The 15,815-nt window shown below is 71.4% G+C and carries 14 protein-coding genes; 9 read left to right on the top strand and 5 right to left on the bottom strand.

What is annotated here, in order from left to right; all coding sequences use genetic code 11:
* Positions 1-333 precede the first annotated feature (333 nt).
* The 3 genes from AC07A6_RS39785 (at position 334) to AC07A6_RS39775 (ending at position 4,213) form a co-directional block, all read left to right on the top strand.
* Entirely contained in the window at positions 334-993 is a 660-nt protein-coding gene (locus AC07A6_RS39785) for a response regulator transcription factor (RefSeq protein ID WP_385768445.1), read from the top strand.
* Positions 994-1,206: 213 nt separating this feature from the next.
* Positions 1,207-3,153, top strand: coding sequence for a 2-oxoacid:acceptor oxidoreductase subunit alpha (locus AC07A6_RS39780; protein WP_478780358.1), 1,947 nt, complete (start codon positions 1,207-1,209; stop codon positions 3,151-3,153).
* Entirely contained in the window at positions 3,146-4,213 is a 1,068-nt protein-coding gene (locus AC07A6_RS39775; protein WP_478780357.1) for a 2-oxoacid:ferredoxin oxidoreductase subunit beta, read from the top strand. Before AC07A6_RS39780 ends, AC07A6_RS39775 begins: the two co-directional genes overlap by 8 nt.
* Before the next feature lie 59 nt (positions 4,214-4,272).
* On the opposite strand, the gene AC07A6_RS39770 is transcribed toward AC07A6_RS39775, so the two are convergent.
* Complete coding sequence (locus AC07A6_RS39770) at positions 4,273-4,635, bottom strand: winged helix-turn-helix transcriptional regulator (RefSeq protein WP_007265846.1); 363 nt, start codon at positions 4,633-4,635, stop codon at positions 4,273-4,275.
* A gap of 143 nt (positions 4,636-4,778) precedes the next feature.
* On the opposite strand from AC07A6_RS39770, the gene AC07A6_RS39765 reads away from it, so the two are divergent.
* The 4 genes from AC07A6_RS39765 (at position 4,779) to AC07A6_RS39750 (ending at position 8,774) form a co-directional block, all read left to right on the top strand.
* On the top strand, positions 4,779-5,633 hold the full coding sequence (locus AC07A6_RS39765) for an NAD(P)H-binding protein (RefSeq protein WP_478780356.1): 855 nt from the start codon (positions 4,779-4,781) through the stop codon (positions 5,631-5,633).
* Positions 5,634-5,754: 121 nt separating this feature from the next.
* Complete coding sequence (rarD, locus tag AC07A6_RS39760) at positions 5,755-6,783, top strand: EamA family transporter RarD (protein WP_478780355.1); 1,029 nt, start codon at positions 5,755-5,757, stop codon at positions 6,781-6,783.
* Positions 6,784-7,000: 217 nt separating this feature from the next.
* A complete protein-coding gene (locus AC07A6_RS39755) occupies positions 7,001-8,317 on the top strand; it encodes a M28 family metallopeptidase (RefSeq protein WP_478780354.1) in 1,317 nt (438 codons plus the stop codon).
* A 58-nt stretch (positions 8,318-8,375) separates the two neighbouring features.
* Complete coding sequence (locus AC07A6_RS39750) at positions 8,376-8,774, top strand: hypothetical protein (RefSeq protein ID WP_362473728.1); 399 nt, start codon at positions 8,376-8,378, stop codon at positions 8,772-8,774.
* Here AC07A6_RS39750 and AC07A6_RS39745 read toward each other — a convergent pair.
* The 4 genes from AC07A6_RS39745 to AC07A6_RS39730 all read right to left on the bottom strand — a co-directional run bounded on the left by AC07A6_RS39745 (position 8,748) and on the right by AC07A6_RS39730 (position 11,946).
* Complete coding sequence (locus AC07A6_RS39745; RefSeq protein WP_125818939.1) at positions 8,748-9,164, bottom strand: hypothetical protein; 417 nt, start codon at positions 9,162-9,164, stop codon at positions 8,748-8,750. The two genes, AC07A6_RS39750 and AC07A6_RS39745, sit on opposite strands and share 27 nt — an antisense overlap.
* A complete protein-coding gene (locus AC07A6_RS39740; protein ID WP_165365018.1) occupies positions 9,161-9,364 on the bottom strand; it encodes a hypothetical protein in 204 nt (67 codons plus the stop codon). The genes AC07A6_RS39745 and AC07A6_RS39740 overlap by 4 nt, the downstream gene beginning before the upstream one ends.
* Positions 9,365-9,493: 129 nt before the next feature.
* Positions 9,494-10,708 (bottom strand): LolA family protein, encoded by a 1,215-nt coding sequence (locus tag AC07A6_RS39735; protein WP_478780353.1) that lies wholly within the window; start codon positions 10,706-10,708, stop codon positions 9,494-9,496.
* Between the two features lie 227 nt (positions 10,709-10,935).
* Entirely contained in the window at positions 10,936-11,946 is a 1,011-nt protein-coding gene (locus AC07A6_RS39730; RefSeq protein WP_362458706.1) for a polyprenyl synthetase family protein, read from the bottom strand.
* A 190-nt stretch (positions 11,947-12,136) separates the two neighbouring features.
* Between AC07A6_RS39730 and AC07A6_RS39725 the strand changes: the two genes are divergently transcribed.
* Together AC07A6_RS39725 and AC07A6_RS39720 are read left to right on the top strand one after the other, a co-directional pair.
* Entirely contained in the window at positions 12,137-13,654 is a 1,518-nt protein-coding gene (locus AC07A6_RS39725; protein ID WP_478780352.1) for a peptide MFS transporter, read from the top strand.
* A gap of 20 nt (positions 13,655-13,674) precedes the next feature.
* Positions 13,675-15,681 carry a CocE/NonD family hydrolase gene (locus AC07A6_RS39720; protein WP_478780351.1) on the top strand — a complete coding sequence of 669 codons (2,007 nt, stop codon included), beginning with the start codon at positions 13,675-13,677 and terminating at the stop codon, positions 15,679-15,681.
* Positions 15,682-15,815: the final 134 nt, after the last annotated feature.

Below are 15,815 nucleotides of genomic sequence, written 5' to 3'. Positions count from 1 at the left end.
CCGGTCCCCTACCCGCCCTTCCACCGTTCCCCGGGCTGCGCCCGGACCCCTTTCGGGGGCTCCGCCCCCGGACCCCCGCGCCTCAAACGCCGGCGAGGCTGAGATTTGCCGGCCGGGCTGAGATTTGCCGGCCGGGCTGGAGGGGGCGTGGCCGGATCGCCCACCCCTTAGGGCCCCAGCACCTCCCCCCAGAAGTGTCCGCCAGGCTTGATTCGGTCATGTCTTCCGGCCTTGGCTTGGATCCGCCCCCCAGTGCCGGTCCGGCTGGGATGCTTGGCTCTGCCAAGTGGGTCGACGAGTGGACGCGGGAGCTGCGGGAACGTGGAAGACAGGGTGCGGGTCGTCATCGCCGAGGATTCAGTGCTGCTCCGTGAGGGCCTGACCCGGCTGCTGACCGACCGGGGGCATGACGTCGTGGCCGGCGTCGGGGACGCGGAAGCCCTGATCAAGACGGTGGCGGACCTGGCGGGCGAGGGGGCACTGCCCGACGTGGTGGTGGCCGACGTGCGGATGCCGCCGACGCACACCGACGAGGGGGTGCGGGCGGCCGTGCGGCTGCGCCGGGACTACCCCGGCATCGGTGTGCTCGTGCTGTCGCAGTACGTGGAGGAGCAGTACGCCACCGAACTGCTGGCCGGTTCCAGCACCGGTGTGGGGTACCTGCTGAAGGACCGGGTGGCCGAAGTGCGGGAGTTCCTCGACGCCGTCGTACGCGTCGCCCGGGGCGGGACGGCGCTGGACCCCGAGGTCGTGGCACAGCTGCTCGGCCGCAGCCGGAAGCAGGACGTCCTCGCCGGTCTGACGCCGCGCGAGCGCGAGGTTCTGGGCCTGATGGCTGAAGGACGCACGAATTCCGCTGTAGCGAAGCAGCTCGTGGTCAGTGACGGGGCCGTTGAGAAGCACGTCAGCAATATCTTCATGAAGCTGGGTTTGTCCCCGAGTGATGGGGATCACCGGCGTGTACTGGCGGTCCTCACCTACCTGAGGTCTTGATTAACTGACAATGTGTCAGGTAAGGCGCGTCGTTCCGGCGCGCCACGGCGACCGCCGGGTGATTTGGAATATTTCGAGTTGTGCACGACGTCTGTCGGACAGACCGCCCCGTAAGGGGCGGTCCAGAATGCGGGCGACCCAGGGCCTGACGACCTCACGGACGTAGGGTTGGTTCTGGGAACGAGCGCCCCGCCTCGAAGGAGGTCCAGTTCAGTGACCAGCCAGGTCAGTAGCCCGGCCGAGCAGGCCGACGGGGCCGGCGGGTCCATCGGGGAGCAGCGCACCGCGACTGCGCCCCATGGAGCCGGCAAGGAGATCCGCCGTGTCGACCGGGTGATCATCCGTTTCGCGGGTGACTCGGGTGACGGTATGCAGCTGACGGGTGACCGTTTCACCTCGGAAACGGCGTCCTTCGGCAACGACCTCTCGACGCTGCCGAACTTCCCCGCCGAGATCCGGGCCCCCGCCGGGACCCTGCCGGGCGTGTCATCGTTCCAGCTGCATTTCGCGGACCACGACATCCTCACCCCGGGCGACGCACCGAACGTGCTGGTCGCGATGAATCCGGCGGCGCTCAAGGCCAACATCGCGGACGTGCCGCGCGGCGCGGAGATCATCGTCAACACCGACGAGTTCACCAAGCGCCCCATGGCCAAGGTCGGCTACGAGACCTCCCCCCTGGAGGACGGCTCCCTCTCCGCGTACAACATCCACCCGGTGCCGCTGACCACCCTGACGGTGGAGGCGCTGAAGGACTTCGGGCTCTCCCGCAAGGAGGCCGAGCGCAGCAAGAACATGTTCGCGCTGGGCCTGCTGAGCTGGATGTACCACCGGCCCACGGAGGGCACGGAGAACTTCCTGCGGCAGAAGTTCGCGAAGAAGCCCGACATCGCCGAGGCGAACATCGTCGCCTTCCGCGCGGGCTGGAACTTCGGCGAGACCACCGAGGACTTCGCCGTCTCCTACGAGGTCGCCCCGGCCACCAAGGCCTTCCCGACGGGGACCTACCGCAACATCTCGGGGAACCTGGCCCTCTCCTACGGCCTGATCGCGGCGGCCGGGCAGGCCGATCTGCCGCTCTACCTGGGCTCCTACCCGATCACCCCGGCCTCCGACATCCTGCACGAGCTGAGCCGGCACAAGAACTTCGGCGTACGGACCTTCCAGGCCGAGGACGAGATCGCCGGCATCGGCGCCGCGCTGGGGGCGGCCTTCGGCGGCGCGCTCGGCGTGACGACCACCTCCGGGCCCGGCGTGGCCCTGAAGTCCGAGACCATCGGGCTGGCGGTCTCCCTGGAGCTGCCGCTGCTGATCGTGGACATCCAGCGCGGCGGCCCGTCGACCGGGCTGCCGACCAAGACCGAGCAGGCGGACCTCCTGCAGGCCATGTACGGCCGCAACGGCGAGGCCCCCGTCCCGGTCGTCGCCCCGCGCACCCCGGCGGACTGCTTCGACGCCGCGCTGGACGCGGCGCGGATCGCCCTGACCTACCGGACTCCGGTCTTCCTGCTCTCCGACGGGTACCTCGCCAACGGCTCCGAGCCGTGGCGGATCCCGGACGTGGCGGACCTCCCCGACCTGAAGGTCCAGTTCGCGACGGCGGCCAACCACACCCTCGCGGACGGCACCGAGGTGTTCTGGCCCTACAAGCGGGACCCGCAGACGCTGGCCCGCCCGTGGGCGGTTCCGGGCACGCCGGGGCTGGAGCACCGGATCGGCGGGATCGAGAAGCAGGACGGCACGGGCAACATCAGCTACGACCCCGCCAACCACGACTTCATGGTCCGCACCCGGCAGGCCAAGATCGACGGCATCGAAGTCCCCGACCTTGAGGTCGACGACCCGGACGGCGCCCGCACCCTCGTCCTGGGCTGGGGCTCCACCTACGGCCCGATCACCGCCGCCGTACGCCGGCTCCGCACCGCCGGCACCCCCATCGCGCAGGCCCACCTGCGCCACCTCAACCCCTTCCCGAGGAATCTCGGAGAGGTCCTGAAGCGTTACGACAAGGTAGTGGTGCCGGAGATGAACCTCGGGCAGCTGGCCACCCTGATCCGGGCGAAGTACTTGGTCGACGCCCAGTCGTACAACCAGGTCAACGGAATGCCCTTCAAGGCGGAGCAGCTCGCGAAGGTCCTCGAGGAGGCCATCAATGACTGAGGTGACCGACGTTCCCACGCTGCTGTCCCTGGTCCCGAAGGCCGAGGCCAAGCAGTCGATGAAGGACTTCAAGTCGGACCAGGAGGTCCGCTGGTGTCCGGGCTGCGGGGACTACGCGGTCCTGGCCGCCGTCCAGGGCTTCATGCCCGAGCTCGGCCTCGCCAAGGAGAACATCGTCTTCGTCTCCGGCATCGGCTGCTCCTCCCGCTTCCCGTACTACATGAACACCTACGGGATGCACTCCATCCACGGCCGCGCCCCCGCCATCGCCACCGGCCTGGCCACCTCCCGCCGCGACCTCTCCGTCTGGGTCGTCACCGGCGACGGCGACGCCCTCTCCATCGGCGGCAACCACCTCATCCACGCCCTGCGCCGCAACGTCAACCTCAAGATCCTCCTCTTCAACAACCGCATCTACGGCCTCACCAAAGGCCAGTACTCCCCCACCTCCGAACTCGGCAAGATCACCAAATCCACGCCGATGGGCTCCCTCGACGCCCCTTTCAACCCCGTCTCCCTCGCCCTCGGAGCCGAAGCCTCCTTCGTCGCTCGCACCATCGACTCCGACCGCAAACACCTCACCGAGGTCCTGCGCCAGGCCGCCGACCACCCCGGCACCGCCCTCGTCGAGATCTACCAGAACTGCAACATCTTCAACGACGGCGCCTTCGAAGCCCTCAAGGACCAGGAACAGGCCCAGGAAGCCGTCATCCGCCTCCAACACGGACAGCCCATCCGCTTCGGAACCGACGGCAACAAGGGAGTCGTCCGCAACGAACACACCGGCGACCTCGAAGTCGTCGAGGTCACCGAGGCGAACGCATCGCGGATCCTCGTCCACGACGCCCACGCGGCCACCCCCACCACCGCCTTCGCCCTCTCCCGCCTCGCCGACCCCGACACCCTCCACCAGACACCCATCGGCGTCTTCCGCAGCATCGAGCGGCCCGTCTACGACACCCTCATGGCCGACCAGCTCGATACCGCCGTCGACCAGCGCGGCAAGGGCGACCTGGCGACCCTGCTGGCCGGCTCCGACACCTGGACCGTGATCGGCTGAGGCACGGCGACGGCCGACGATCGACGGCTGACGACTGACGACCGCGAGCCCGGACCCCGCTACGGGGTCCGGGCTTCGTCGTACGCCGCCCGGGCCCGCTGCACCTCGCCGGTGCGGCGTTCCGTCCAGCGGGCCAGGGCCCACACCTGCTCGGCGGCCTCACGGCCCAGCTCCGTCAGGGAGTAGTCCACGTGCGGCGGGATCACGGGGTGCGCGTGGCGGAGCAGGAAGCCGTCGCGCTCCAGCGTCCGGAGGGTCTGGGCGAGCATCTTCTCGCTGACCCCGCCCACCTCGCGGCGCAGCTCGCTGAACCGGTACGGGCGCTCCACCAGGGCGGCGAGGACCAGTACGCCCCAGCGGCTGGTGACGTGCTCCAGGATCCCGCGCGACGGGCACATGGGGGCTTTGACGCTTACTTCCATACCAGTACCTTACTTTGAAGTGGGTACTTACGAATAGTTAGCGCTCTCCATACGCTGGTGTCATCCCCCCGGAGGACCGCGGAGGACCCCGGAGGACCGCGAAGGACCGCGGAAACCCCCACCCCACGCACCAGGAGCGCATCATGAGCATCGTCGTCACCGGAGCCACCGGATCCCTCGGCCGCCTCGTCGTCGAGGAGCTGCTGCGCCGGGTCCCGGCCGCCGAGCTGGCCGTGGTCGTCCGCAGCGCGGAGAAGGCCGCCGACCTGGCCGCGCGCGGCATCGACGTACGCGTCGCCGACTACGACGACCCGGCCGCCCTGGCCGGCGCCTTCCGGGCCGGCGACCGGGTGCTGCTGATCTCCGGCAGCGAGGTCGGGCGGCGCGTCCCGCAGCACACCGCCGTGGTCGAGGCCGCCGCGGCCGCCGGGGTCGCCCAGCTGGCCTACACCGGCATCCTCGGCGGGCCCGAGGCCGACTTCGAGCTGGCCGCCGAGCACAAGGCCACCGAGCAGGCGATCCTCGACTCCGGACTCCCCCACACCTTCCTGCGCAACGGCTGGTACCACGAGAACTACACCGCCCACCTGCCCGCCGTCCTGGAGCACGGCGCGGTCGTCGGCAGCGCGGGCGAGGGCCGGATCGCCTCGGCGGCGCGGGCCGACTACGCGGCGGCCGCCGCGGCGGTGCTGACCGGCGAGGGCCACCTGGGCAAGGTGTACGAGCTGTCCGGGGACACCGCCTGGAGCCTGGCCGAGTACGCCGACGAGGTCGCGCGGCAGTCCGGCCGCGAGGTCGCGTACGCCGCCGTCGAGGCCGACGCGCACCTGACGGTGCTGACCGGCGCCGGGGTGCCCGGGCCCTTCGCGGCGATCCTCGTGGACGTGGACGCGGCGATCGCGCGCGGCCGGCTGGCGGGGACCAGCGGCGACCTGGCGCGCCTGATCGGCCGCCCGACGACGCCGGTGGCGGAGGCCATCGCCGCCGCCCTGGCCTGATCCCGGCCCTTCCGCCCCTGCGGTGTCATGAGTATCTCCCTGGAACGGACATGACAGCGGCGTCTTGCGGCGATACCGTCGTGAGGTTGTGAGATTGGCCGGAAGTCGCACTGGAGGGCCCGTGAAGGCGGAGAACGAGCAGCGCACGGGTTTGCTCTACGGATTCGGCGCGTACGGGATGTGGGGGCTCGTCCCCCTCTTCTGGCCGCTGCTCAAGCCCTCCGGGGCGATCGAGATCCTCGCCCACCGCATGGTCTGGTCGCTGGCCGTGGTCGGCATCGCCCTCCTCGCGCTGCGCCGCTGGAGCTGGATCGCCGAGATCGCCCGGCAGCCGCGCAAGCTCGGGCTGACGGCCCTGGCGGCGGCCGTGATCAGCGTGAACTGGGGCCTGTACATCTGGGCGGTCAACAACGGCCAGGTCGTCGAGGCCAGCCTCGGGTACTTCATCAACCCTCTGGTCACCATCGCCATCGGCGTCCTGGTGCTGGGCGAGCGGCTGCGCCGGGCCCAGTGGGCGGCCGTGGGGATCGGCTTCGCCGCCGTGCTGGTGCTGTCCGTCGGCTACGGGCGGCTGCCGTGGATCTCGCTCACGCTGGCCTTCTCCTTCGCCACCTACGGGCTGATCAAGAAGAAGCTCGACATGGGCGGGCTGGAGTCGCTGGCCGCCGAGACGGCCCTGCAGTTCCTGCCCGCCCTGGGCTACCTGGTGTGGCTGGGGGTCCAGGGACGGTCCACCTTCGCCGCAGAAGGGCTCGGGCACTCGGCGCTGCTGGCCGCGACCGGGCTGGTCACCGCGATCCCGCTGGTGTGCTTCGGGGCGGCCGCGATCCGGGTGCCGCTGTCCACGCTGGGGCTGCTCCAGTACCTGGCGCCGGTGTTCCAGTTCGCGCTCGGGGTCGTCTACTTCCACGAGGCGATGCCGCCGGAGCGGTGGGCCGGCTTCTCGCTGGTCTGGGCCGCGCTGCTGCTGCTGACCTGGGACGCACTGCGGACCGCGCGGCGCTCGCGGGCCCTGCTCGCCGAGGCCTCCGCCACGGCGGCGGCCGGGGCCGCGTCCCCGTCCGCATCGGACACCGCCACCGGCACCGGCACCGCGGGGGCTCCGGCCGCGCCCGGCACGGAGGCGGCGCCGAGCCGCGAACCCGCGTAACCGCTCGGCGATACACCACACGGTCCCCGGTACGGAACACCCGTACCGGGGATCGTCCGTTTTCCGAACGACCCTGACCGGATTGTGGTCTTGACGGACAGTCATACTCTCGCTGAACATCAGGCTCGCACTGACGCACCAACGCTCACCTGCACGATTCCCGCACGTTCCGTCTCATCCCCAACGGATCATCCCAACGGAATCCCGGAGCCCCCACATGAGCCTGTCCGTCTCCCGGCGCCTTGCCGCCGCGACCGCCGTCGCGGTCGCGGGGCTGCTGGCCGCCACCTCTCCCGCCGCGCTCGCGGCCCCCACGGCCGTCACCGCGGCGCCGACCCCGCCGGACATCCCGCTGGCCAACGTCAAGGCGCACCTGGCGCAGCTCCAGACCATCGCCACCAACAACGGCGGCAACCGCGCCCACGGCCGGGCCGGCTACAAGGCCTCGATCGACTACGTGAAGGCCAAGCTGGACGCGGCGGGCTTCACCACCAGCCTGCAGACCTTCACCTCCAGCGGCGCGACCGGCTACAACCTGATAGCCGACTGGCCGGGCGGCGACCCGAACTCGGTCCTGATGTCCGGCTCCCACCTGGACTCGGTGACCTCGGGCCCCGGCATCAACGACAACGGCTCCGGCTCGGCGGCCGTCCTGGAGGCCGCGCTCGCGGTGTCCCGCGCGGGCCTCCAGCCGACGAAGCACCTGCGCTTCGGCTGGTGGGGCGCGGAGGAGCTGGGCCTGGTCGGCTCCAAGTACTACGTGAACAGCCTGCCGGCGGCGGAGAAGGCGAAGATCTCCGGCTACCTGAACTTCGACATGATCGGCTCGCCGAACCCGGGCTACTTCGTCTACGACGACGACCCGACGATCGAGCAGACCTTCAAGAACTACTACGCGGGCCTCGGCATCCCCACCGAGATCGAGACCGAGGGCGACGGCCGCTCCGACCACGCGCCGTTCAAGAACGCCGGGATCCCGGTCGGCGGCCTGTTCTCCGGCGCCGACTACACCAAGACGGCCGCCCAGGCGCAGAAGTGGGGCGGCACCTCCGGCCAGGCCTTCGACCGCTGCTACCACTCGTCCTGCGACACCACGGCGAACATCAACGACACCGCCCTGGACCGCAATTCCGACGCCATCGCCTACGCGATCTGGAACCTCGGGGCGGCCACCCCGGTCCCGCCGGGCCCGTCCTTCGAGAACACGGCGGACGTGAACATCCCGGACTCCCCCGGTGCCGCGGTGACCTCGCCGATCACGGTCTCGGGCGTCGCGGGCAACGCCCCGGCCACCACCAAGGTCGACGTGAACATCGTCCACACCTACCGCGGTGACCTGGTGATCGACCTGATCGCCCCGGACGGCACGGCGTACCGGCTGAAGAACTCCAGCTCGGACTCCGCCGACAACCTGGTCACCAGCTACACGGTGAACGCCTCCAGCGAGGTCGCCAACGGGGTCTGGAAGCTCCAGGTCAAGGACGTGGCCGCGCAGGACGTGGGCTACATCAACAGCTGGAAGATCACCTTCTGACGAGGGACGGGGCAGACTGGTCTAGACCTCCCGGGTTCCGGCGTGATCTGATCGGATCATGCCGGAGCTGATCGCCGCCCTGTTCACCCTGCTCGCGCAGGCAGCCGCCGCCGTCAACCCCGCACTCCTGGTGCGCAGACGGCGGCGGCTCCGCCGGCTCGCGGACCACGCCCGGGGCATCGCCGTCCGCGTCCCCTGCGACCTGCGGGACCGCGGACTCACCGCCGGCCGGTGGCGCGAGGGGCACCTGGAGCTGCCGCCGGGCGGCGCGGCGGGCCCCGTCCGCTGGTACGCCAAGGGCGCTCCGGCCGCCCTGCCGGCCGGCTTCCCGCCCCTGGAGCCGGTCTCCGCCGACGAGCTCAGCGTCGCCTTCCGCTCCGAGGACGGCGCCACCGAGCTGCGGCTGCACCCCGACGAGGCCCCGATGGTGCTACGCGTCCTCCGCGCCGGGGCGTAGCGAGGCGGGCAGGGGCTCCTGGATGCGGGCGCGCAGCTCCTGGGCGACCGCGGCCACGTCGGCGCGGCCCAGCTTCGCGGCTTCCACCAGGTCGCCGAGCTCCTCGGGCGAGGGCAGCTGCTTCGCGCCGGCCACCCGCAGGTACGAGCGGGTGGCGGCGGCCGCGTAGAACTCGTTCATCGGGGATTCCAGCGCGGGGCAGACGGCGAGCGTGTGCAGGAAGGCGGCGGCCCGCCAGGCGGTGTCGGGGGCGGGCTGCTCCGGGACCATGACCAGGTCGTTCTGGTGCCGGGCGACGGCGGCGGCCACCCCGGAGGGGTCCCACACGGCGGGGTCCGACGGCAGATGGTGGGCCAGCGCGGTCCAGGCCCACTCCATGGTGATCTTCAATTGCCGAACCGCTCCTGGAAGTAGCCCCAGTGGTCGGCGAACTCCTCTATGCCGGTGAGGAACCGCTTGCGGTCCTCGTCGAGTTCGCGTTCCGTGACCTCGGTGATGAGCGCGGTGACCGTCGTCCCCAACGCCGCCGCGCGCGCCTTGAGGCGTTCATGGAACTCTTCGTCCAGGCGGATGGTGACGTGTCTCGACATGTCCATCACCGTACAGCGGGACCGCTGTACGCAGGAGGGGAACGGCAGAAGGGTGGCCCGGGACACAGGTCCCGGGCCACCCCTCGTGCCGTGGCGCTGTGGCGCCGTTGCGCCGTTGCGCCGCGGCCGCTACTTGGCGGAGTCGGCCGTCTTGACCAGCTGGTCCTTGGTGACCGCGCCGACGTAGACCTTGCCGTCGTCCGTGATCAGCGCGTTGACCAGGCGGGTGGAGAAGACCCGGCCCTCGCCGAACTTCCCGGTGACCTTGTCGCCGAGGGAGTTCAGGAACTGCTTGGCCTCCTTGGGCGCGTTCTTGTCGTTCTCCAGGTCCTTGAGGGACTTGCCGGACTGGCCCGCGCCGCTGTCGATGCGCGCCACCGCGGACCAGCCCTCGCCGAGGACCTTGACGTCGCCCTTGCCGCCCGCGCCGCCGGCCAGGTCGCCGAGGCCGGGGAAGGACTCCAGCGCCTTGAACGGCTTGTCGTCCTTGCCGCCCTTGCCGCCCTTGCCGTGCTCGCTGCCCTCGGTGACCTTGGCGCCCTTCGGCGGGGTGAAGGTGAAGGAGTCGGCGGCCGGCTTGGCGAAGTCCACCTGGGTGAAGCCCGCGTCGACGATCGGCTTGCCGCCCTGGCTGGACAGCAGCTGGATGCGCAGCGGCACGCCGTTCTTGGCGTCGACCGCGATCTGCACCGAGCCGACGGTGGAGCCGCTCTGCTTGGGCTTGAGGACCAGCTGGTAGGCGTCGCGCCCGGCGACCTGCGCGGTGTCGCCCACGCTGATGTCGGTGGTGGGGCCGGCGGACTTGATGACCTCCTGCGCCAGCTCCTGCGGGGAGGCCGGGAGGCGCTCGGCGGTCTTCTTGTGGTCCTGGCCGGCGTTCTGGGCGTCCTTGTCGTGGAAGACCTCGTTGGACTTGGAGTCGTAGCCCCAGACGTCCTGGCCGTTGTGGACGAGGGTGTACTCGTCCTTGCCGTCGAGGAAGGTCAGCTTCTGGCGGTCGGGGCCGTCGGCCGCGACGCGGAAGGTGTGCGTCCCGTTCGCCAGCTGGGCGATCTTGTCCTCGGGGTTGGCCGAGCCTCCCGCGACCCCGCCGCCGCCCAGCAGCCCGGAGGCGATCTTCGGCAGGCCGAGGTCGGTGGTGATCTTGGCGGTGCCGGAGAGCTGCTGCACATCGGAGGCGGCGACCTTCTCGATGAGCTGCTGCGCCGTCACCTTGGGCAGGTCCGGGCCTCCGGCGTTGGCGAAGGCCGGGACCATCGCGACGGTTGCCGCCGCGACACCCGCCACGGCTACCGGTACGGCGTACCGTGCGGCCTTGCGCGAGGTCTTCGTGTTCGCTGCCATCTGAATGCCCTGCCCTCTGTGTATTCGGCGGCGGCCCCGTGGCGCCGCGCTCACCCGATCCGGTGGGGTTCGATGACTCCATCTGACCAAATCGGGGAGTCGCGGGCGTCAGTCCCCGGAATCAACTCCGCGTACGACCGTGGGATGACACGGGAAGGGCCCCTACACCAGGACCCGTAGGGGTCGCCGGGGCGGAGGGGCCCGTTCCGTAAGCGGCGTGCGGGGGATCAGCCCGCGCGGTGGACCACCGCGTCGCACAGCTCTTCCAGCGCCGACTTCGCGAAGCACTCCGGCAGCGGGGCGAGCGTGGCGCGCGCGTCCTCCGCGTACTGGATGGTGTCGCGGCGGGCCTGCTCCAGCGCGGGGTGCACCCGCAGCCGGGCCAGGACCTCGGCGTGCCGGGCGTCGTCCGTGAGGTCGCCGTCCAGCAGGGCGACGAGCTCCAGGTCCTCGGGGCGCCGGTCCCGCTCGGCCATCTCGCGCAGCCGCAGCACGGGCAGGGTCGGGATGCCCTCGCGCAGGTCGGTGCCCGGGGTCTTGCCGGACTCGTGCGAGTCGGAGGCGATGTCGAGGACGTCGTCCGCGAGCTGGAAGGCGGTGCCGAGGCGCTCGCCGTACTGGGTCAGGATGTCGACGACGGACTCGTCGGCGCCGGACATCAGCGCGCCGAAGCGGCCGGAGACGGCGATCAGCGAGCCGGTCTTGCCGGCGATGACGTCCAGGTAGTGGGCGACCGGGTCGCGGCCGTCGCGCGGACCGGCCGTCTCCAGGATCTGGCCCGTCACGAGCCGCTCGAAGGCCTCGGCCTGGATGCGCACGGCCTCCGGCCCGAGGTCCGCGAGGATGTGCGACGCACGGGCGAACAGGAAGTCACCCGTCAGGACCGCCACGGAGTTGCCCCAGCGGGTGTTGGCGCTCTCCACCCCGCGGCGTACGTCCGCCTCGTCCATGACGTCGTCGTGGTAGAGCGTCGCCAGGTGCGTGAGCTCCACGACCACCGCGGACGGCACGATGCCGGGCGCGTAGGGGTCGCCGAAGCGGGAGGCCAGCATCACCAGCAGCGGCCTGAACCGCTTGCCTCCGGCGCGCACCAGATGCTGCGCGGCCTCGGTGATGAAGGGGACTTCGCTCTTGGTGGCCTCCAGCAGACCCGCCTCGACGGCGGCCAGTCCGGCCTGGACATCGGTCTCAAGAGCCTGGTCCCGCACGCTCAGTCCGAACGGCCCGACGACGGTCACGAGGGGTACTCCTGTCTGCTGACGATCACGCTGACGATCACCTGGATTGTCGATGTGTCGCTGCCATCACTCAAGCCAGCGTATCCGGTCTGTTTTCGATCACCGAGAGCGGCTGTCCGGTTGCCGCACACGCACAGTCCGATCCACCCCGGTATGTTCGGTGGGAGCCGAAACAACCGGAGAATCTGTTTTGTCCAGAACTGCCACCGATACAGACGAGCCCGCGGAGCCCGGGGCGGACCAGCCGCCGCCCTCCGACGACCACGCCTTCCTCGGGCACCCCAGGGGCCTGGCCACCCTCTCCGGGCTGGAGGTCTGGGAGCGGTTCTCCTTCCTCGGCATGCAGGCCATCCTCGTCCTCTACTTCGCGGACACCACCCTGCACGGCGGCCTCGGCATGGACCCGGCCACCGCCGCGTCCGTCTCGGCGGCCTACGGGACCATGGTCTACCTCGTCTCCGTGGCCGGCGGCTGGCTCGCCGACCGCATCCTCGGCTCCTACCGGGCCGTCCTGGCCGGCGGCATCCTGATCGCCTGCGGCCACTACGCCATGGCCGTGCCCACCACCGCCATGACCTGGACCGGCCTCGGCCTGATCAGCGCGGGCACCGGCCTGCTCAAGCCCAACGTCGCCAGCATGGTCGGCAAGCTGTACCGCACCGACGACCAGCGGCGCGACGCCGGATTCGCCCTGTACTACACGGGCATCAACATCGGCGCGTTCGCCGGACCGCTGGTCACCGGCTGGCTCGGCGAACACCGGGGCTGGCACTGGGGCTTCTCCGCCGCCGCCGTCGGCATGACCGCGGGCCTGGTCCAGTACGTCCTCGGCCGCCGCCACCTCGCCGGCCGCAAGCACTCCGCCGAATACGCGCTCGCCCCCGACGCCATGCGCACCGCCGTCCGCCGGATCGTCGGCGGATGTCTCGCCGCCGCCGCACTCGCCACCCTCCTGGCGGGTATCGGCTGGTTGACGACGGCCCGTTTCGTCGACCTCCTGACCCTCGTCTCGGTCATCGCCCCGGTCGTCTACTTCGCGCTCATGTTCCGCAGCCCACGGGTGACCCCCGAGGAGCGCGGACGGCTGCGCCCGTACGTGGTGCTCTTCCTCGCCTCCGTCGCCTTCAACTTCATCCTCTTCCAGGCCTACTCGACGATGATGCTGCTGGCCTCGACGGACGCCCGGACCGAGATCCTCGGCTTCCACTTCCCCGCCGGCTGGTACGCCTCCGCGCTCGGCGCCTTCGAGGTGGCGCTCGCCCCCGTGGTGGCGGCGCTGTGGGTGCGGATGGGCCGCCGCCAGCCGCACGCCTCCAACAAGATCGCCATCGGCGTCGTCCTCGGCGGGCTCTCCTTCCTCCTGATGGTCTGGCCGGCCTCCGGCCACGACGGCGGCTCCCACAAGATCGCCGCCTGGTGGATCATCGGCTCCTACCTGCTGCTCGGACTCGGCGACGTGCTCCTGGAGACCTCCGGGATGTCCGCCACCACGAAGCTCGCCCCCAGCGCCTACGCGAGCCAGACGATGGCCCTGTGGTTCCTGTCCCTGGCCCTCGCCAACGGCATCCAGGCCCAGGTGGTCAAGGCGTACGGCCACGTCTCCAACCCCGTGTACTTCGGCGTCAACGGCGCCGTCGCGGTCGCCGCCGGCCTCGCCGTGATCGCCGCGGCACCCTGGCTGCGCCGCACCATGCATCCCGTCCACTGAGGGGCCGGTGAAGGAACCCGATGATCATCCGTACCGACTTCCCGTACGCCACCGCCCACGAGGATGTCCGGATCCCGATGCCGGACGGCGTCCAGCTGTACGCCCGCATCTGGCGACCGGTCACGGACGAGCCCGTACCGGCCCTGCTGGAGTACCTCCCGTACCGGCTCACCGACTGGACCGCGCCCCGCGACCGCCAGCGCCACCCCTGGTACGCCGGGCACGGCTACGCCTCCGTACGCGTGGACGTACGCGGCCACGGCTGCAGCGGGGGCCGCCCCGGCGACGAGTACGACGCCCGGGAACTCGCCGACGGGGTCGCGGTGGTGGAGTGGCTGGCGGCGCAGCCGTGGTGCACCGGCGCGGTCGGGATGTTCGGGATCTCCTGGGGTGGCTTCAACAGCCTCCAGATCGCCGCCCTCGCGCCCCGGGCGCTGAAGGCCGTCGTCACCGTCTGCTCCACGGACGACCGCTACGACAACGACGTCCACTACATGGGCGGGTCGGTGCTGGCCGTCGACATGCACGCCTGGGCCGCCACCATGCTGGCCTTCGCCTCCCGCCCGCCGGACCCGCGCTACGCGGGCGACGGCTGGCGGCAGATGTGGCTGGACCGGCTGGAGGGCGTGGAGCCGCTGATCCACACCTGGCTCTCGCACCAGACCCGCGACGCCTACTGGCGCCACGGCAGCGTCTGCGAGGACTACGGGGCGATCGGCGCCGCGGTCCTCGCGGTGGGCGGCTGGCACGACCCCTACCGGGACACGGTGCTGCGGCTGGTCTCCGCCCTGCCCGCGTCCCGCGTGCGCGGCCTGATCGGGCCCTGGTCGCACCAGTACCCCGACCGGGGGCTGCCGCCCGGCCCGGCCATCGGCTTCCTCCAGGAGACCCTGCGCTGGTGGGACCACTGGCTCAAGGGCGCCGACAACGGGGTGATGGACGAGCCCCTGCTGCGCGCGTGGATCAGCGGCTCGCACCCGCCGGCGACGACGTACGAGGAGCTCCCGGGCCGCTGGGCCGGCGAGAAGGCGTGGCCCTCCCCCTCGGTCGTCCCCGTCTCGTACGGGCTCCAGGGCGCGCCCGTGACCGTGGCCTCGCCGCAGCACACCGGGCTGGACGCCGGGCGCTTCTTCCCCTTCGGCAACGACGCCGACCTGCCGCCGGACCAGCGGGAGGAGGACGCCAAGTCGGCCTGCTTCGAGTTCCCGGTGGCCGACGGCGAACCCGTGGAGATCCTGGGCCGGCCCTCGGTCACCCTGCGGCTGCGGATGGACGTCCCGTACGGGCAGGTCGTGGCCCGGCTCTGCGACGTGGCCCCGGACGGCGCCTCGACCCTGGTCACGCGGGGCGCCCTGAACCTGTCGGCCCGCCACGGCAGGGACCGGGCGGTGCCGTGGCGGGCGGGCGCGTACGAGGACGTCACCTTCGAGCTGAACGGCATCGGCCACTCCTTCCCGCCGGGGCACCGGATCCGGCTCGCGCTGTCCTCCGCGTACTGGCCGTGGATCTGGCCCCGGGCCGGCTCGGAGGCCGGCTGGACCCTGGACCCCGCGGGCAGCACCCTGGAACTCCCCGTCCGCGGCTCGGCCTCCCCCCTCGACGCGGGGATCGCCTTCGAGCCGCCGGAACAGGCCGAGCCGCTGGGGGTGGTGCACCCGGAGACGCTGGACGCGCCGCGTCCGGAGCGGGTCGTCGTACGGGACGTCGCACGCGGGGTGTGGCGGCTGGAGGTGGACCCCCGGTACGGGGGGACCCGGGTGTACCCGGACGGGCTGGAGTACGAGGAGGACGCGGCGGAGGTCTACGAGATCCAGCAGGCGGACCCCCTCTCCGCCCGCACCCGCTCCGAATGGCGGATCCGGCTGCACCGGCCGGAGGAGGGCTGGGACGCGCGGGTGGAGACCCGGTCGGAGATCTCGTGCGACGAGGGCGGCTTCCTGACGGTGAACGAGGTCGTCTGCCGCGAGGGCGACGAAGTCCTCTTCCACCGCACCTGGCAACGCCGCCTCCCCCGCGCGGCGGGCTAGGGGGCGCGGGGGTGCCGCTGCGCGGGGCCGGTCCCCGCCCCGCCCTTCGCCCGTTCCCCGGGGCTGCGCCCCGGCCCCCCGTCGCCCCCAAAGGCGGGGGGGGGTTGCCAGCTCATTGGGAGGTTGGGGAGAAG

This window comes from Streptomyces sp. NPDC044002, from assembly GCF_056434525.1.
Note: the sequence above shows the minus strand (reverse complement) of the source record. Positions and strands in the feature narration are given on the sequence as shown.

Bases quoted from the DNA above. Each gene is read 5' to 3' on its own strand.
- AC07A6_RS39775 (WP_478780357.1), top strand. From the start codon at position 3,146: ATGACTGAGGTGACCGACGTTCCCACGCTGCTGTCCCTGGTCCCGAAG.
- AC07A6_RS39770 (WP_007265846.1), bottom strand. From the start codon at position 4,635: ATGGAAGTAAGCGTCAAAGCCCCCATGTGCCCGTCGCGCGGGATCCTG.
- AC07A6_RS39765 (WP_478780356.1), top strand. From the start codon at position 4,779: ATGAGCATCGTCGTCACCGGAGCCACCGGATCCCTCGGCCGCCTCGTC.
- AC07A6_RS39755 (WP_478780354.1), top strand. From the start codon at position 7,001: ATGAGCCTGTCCGTCTCCCGGCGCCTTGCCGCCGCGACCGCCGTCGCG.
- AC07A6_RS39750 (WP_362473728.1), top strand. From the start codon at position 8,376: ATGCCGGAGCTGATCGCCGCCCTGTTCACCCTGCTCGCGCAGGCAGCC.
- AC07A6_RS39740 (WP_165365018.1), bottom strand. From the start codon at position 9,364: ATGTCGAGACACGTCACCATCCGCCTGGACGAAGAGTTCCATGAACGC.
- AC07A6_RS39735 (WP_478780353.1), bottom strand. From the start codon at position 10,708: ATGGCAGCGAACACGAAGACCTCGCGCAAGGCCGCACGGTACGCCGTA.
- AC07A6_RS39720 (WP_478780351.1), top strand. From the start codon at position 13,675: ATGATCATCCGTACCGACTTCCCGTACGCCACCGCCCACGAGGATGTC.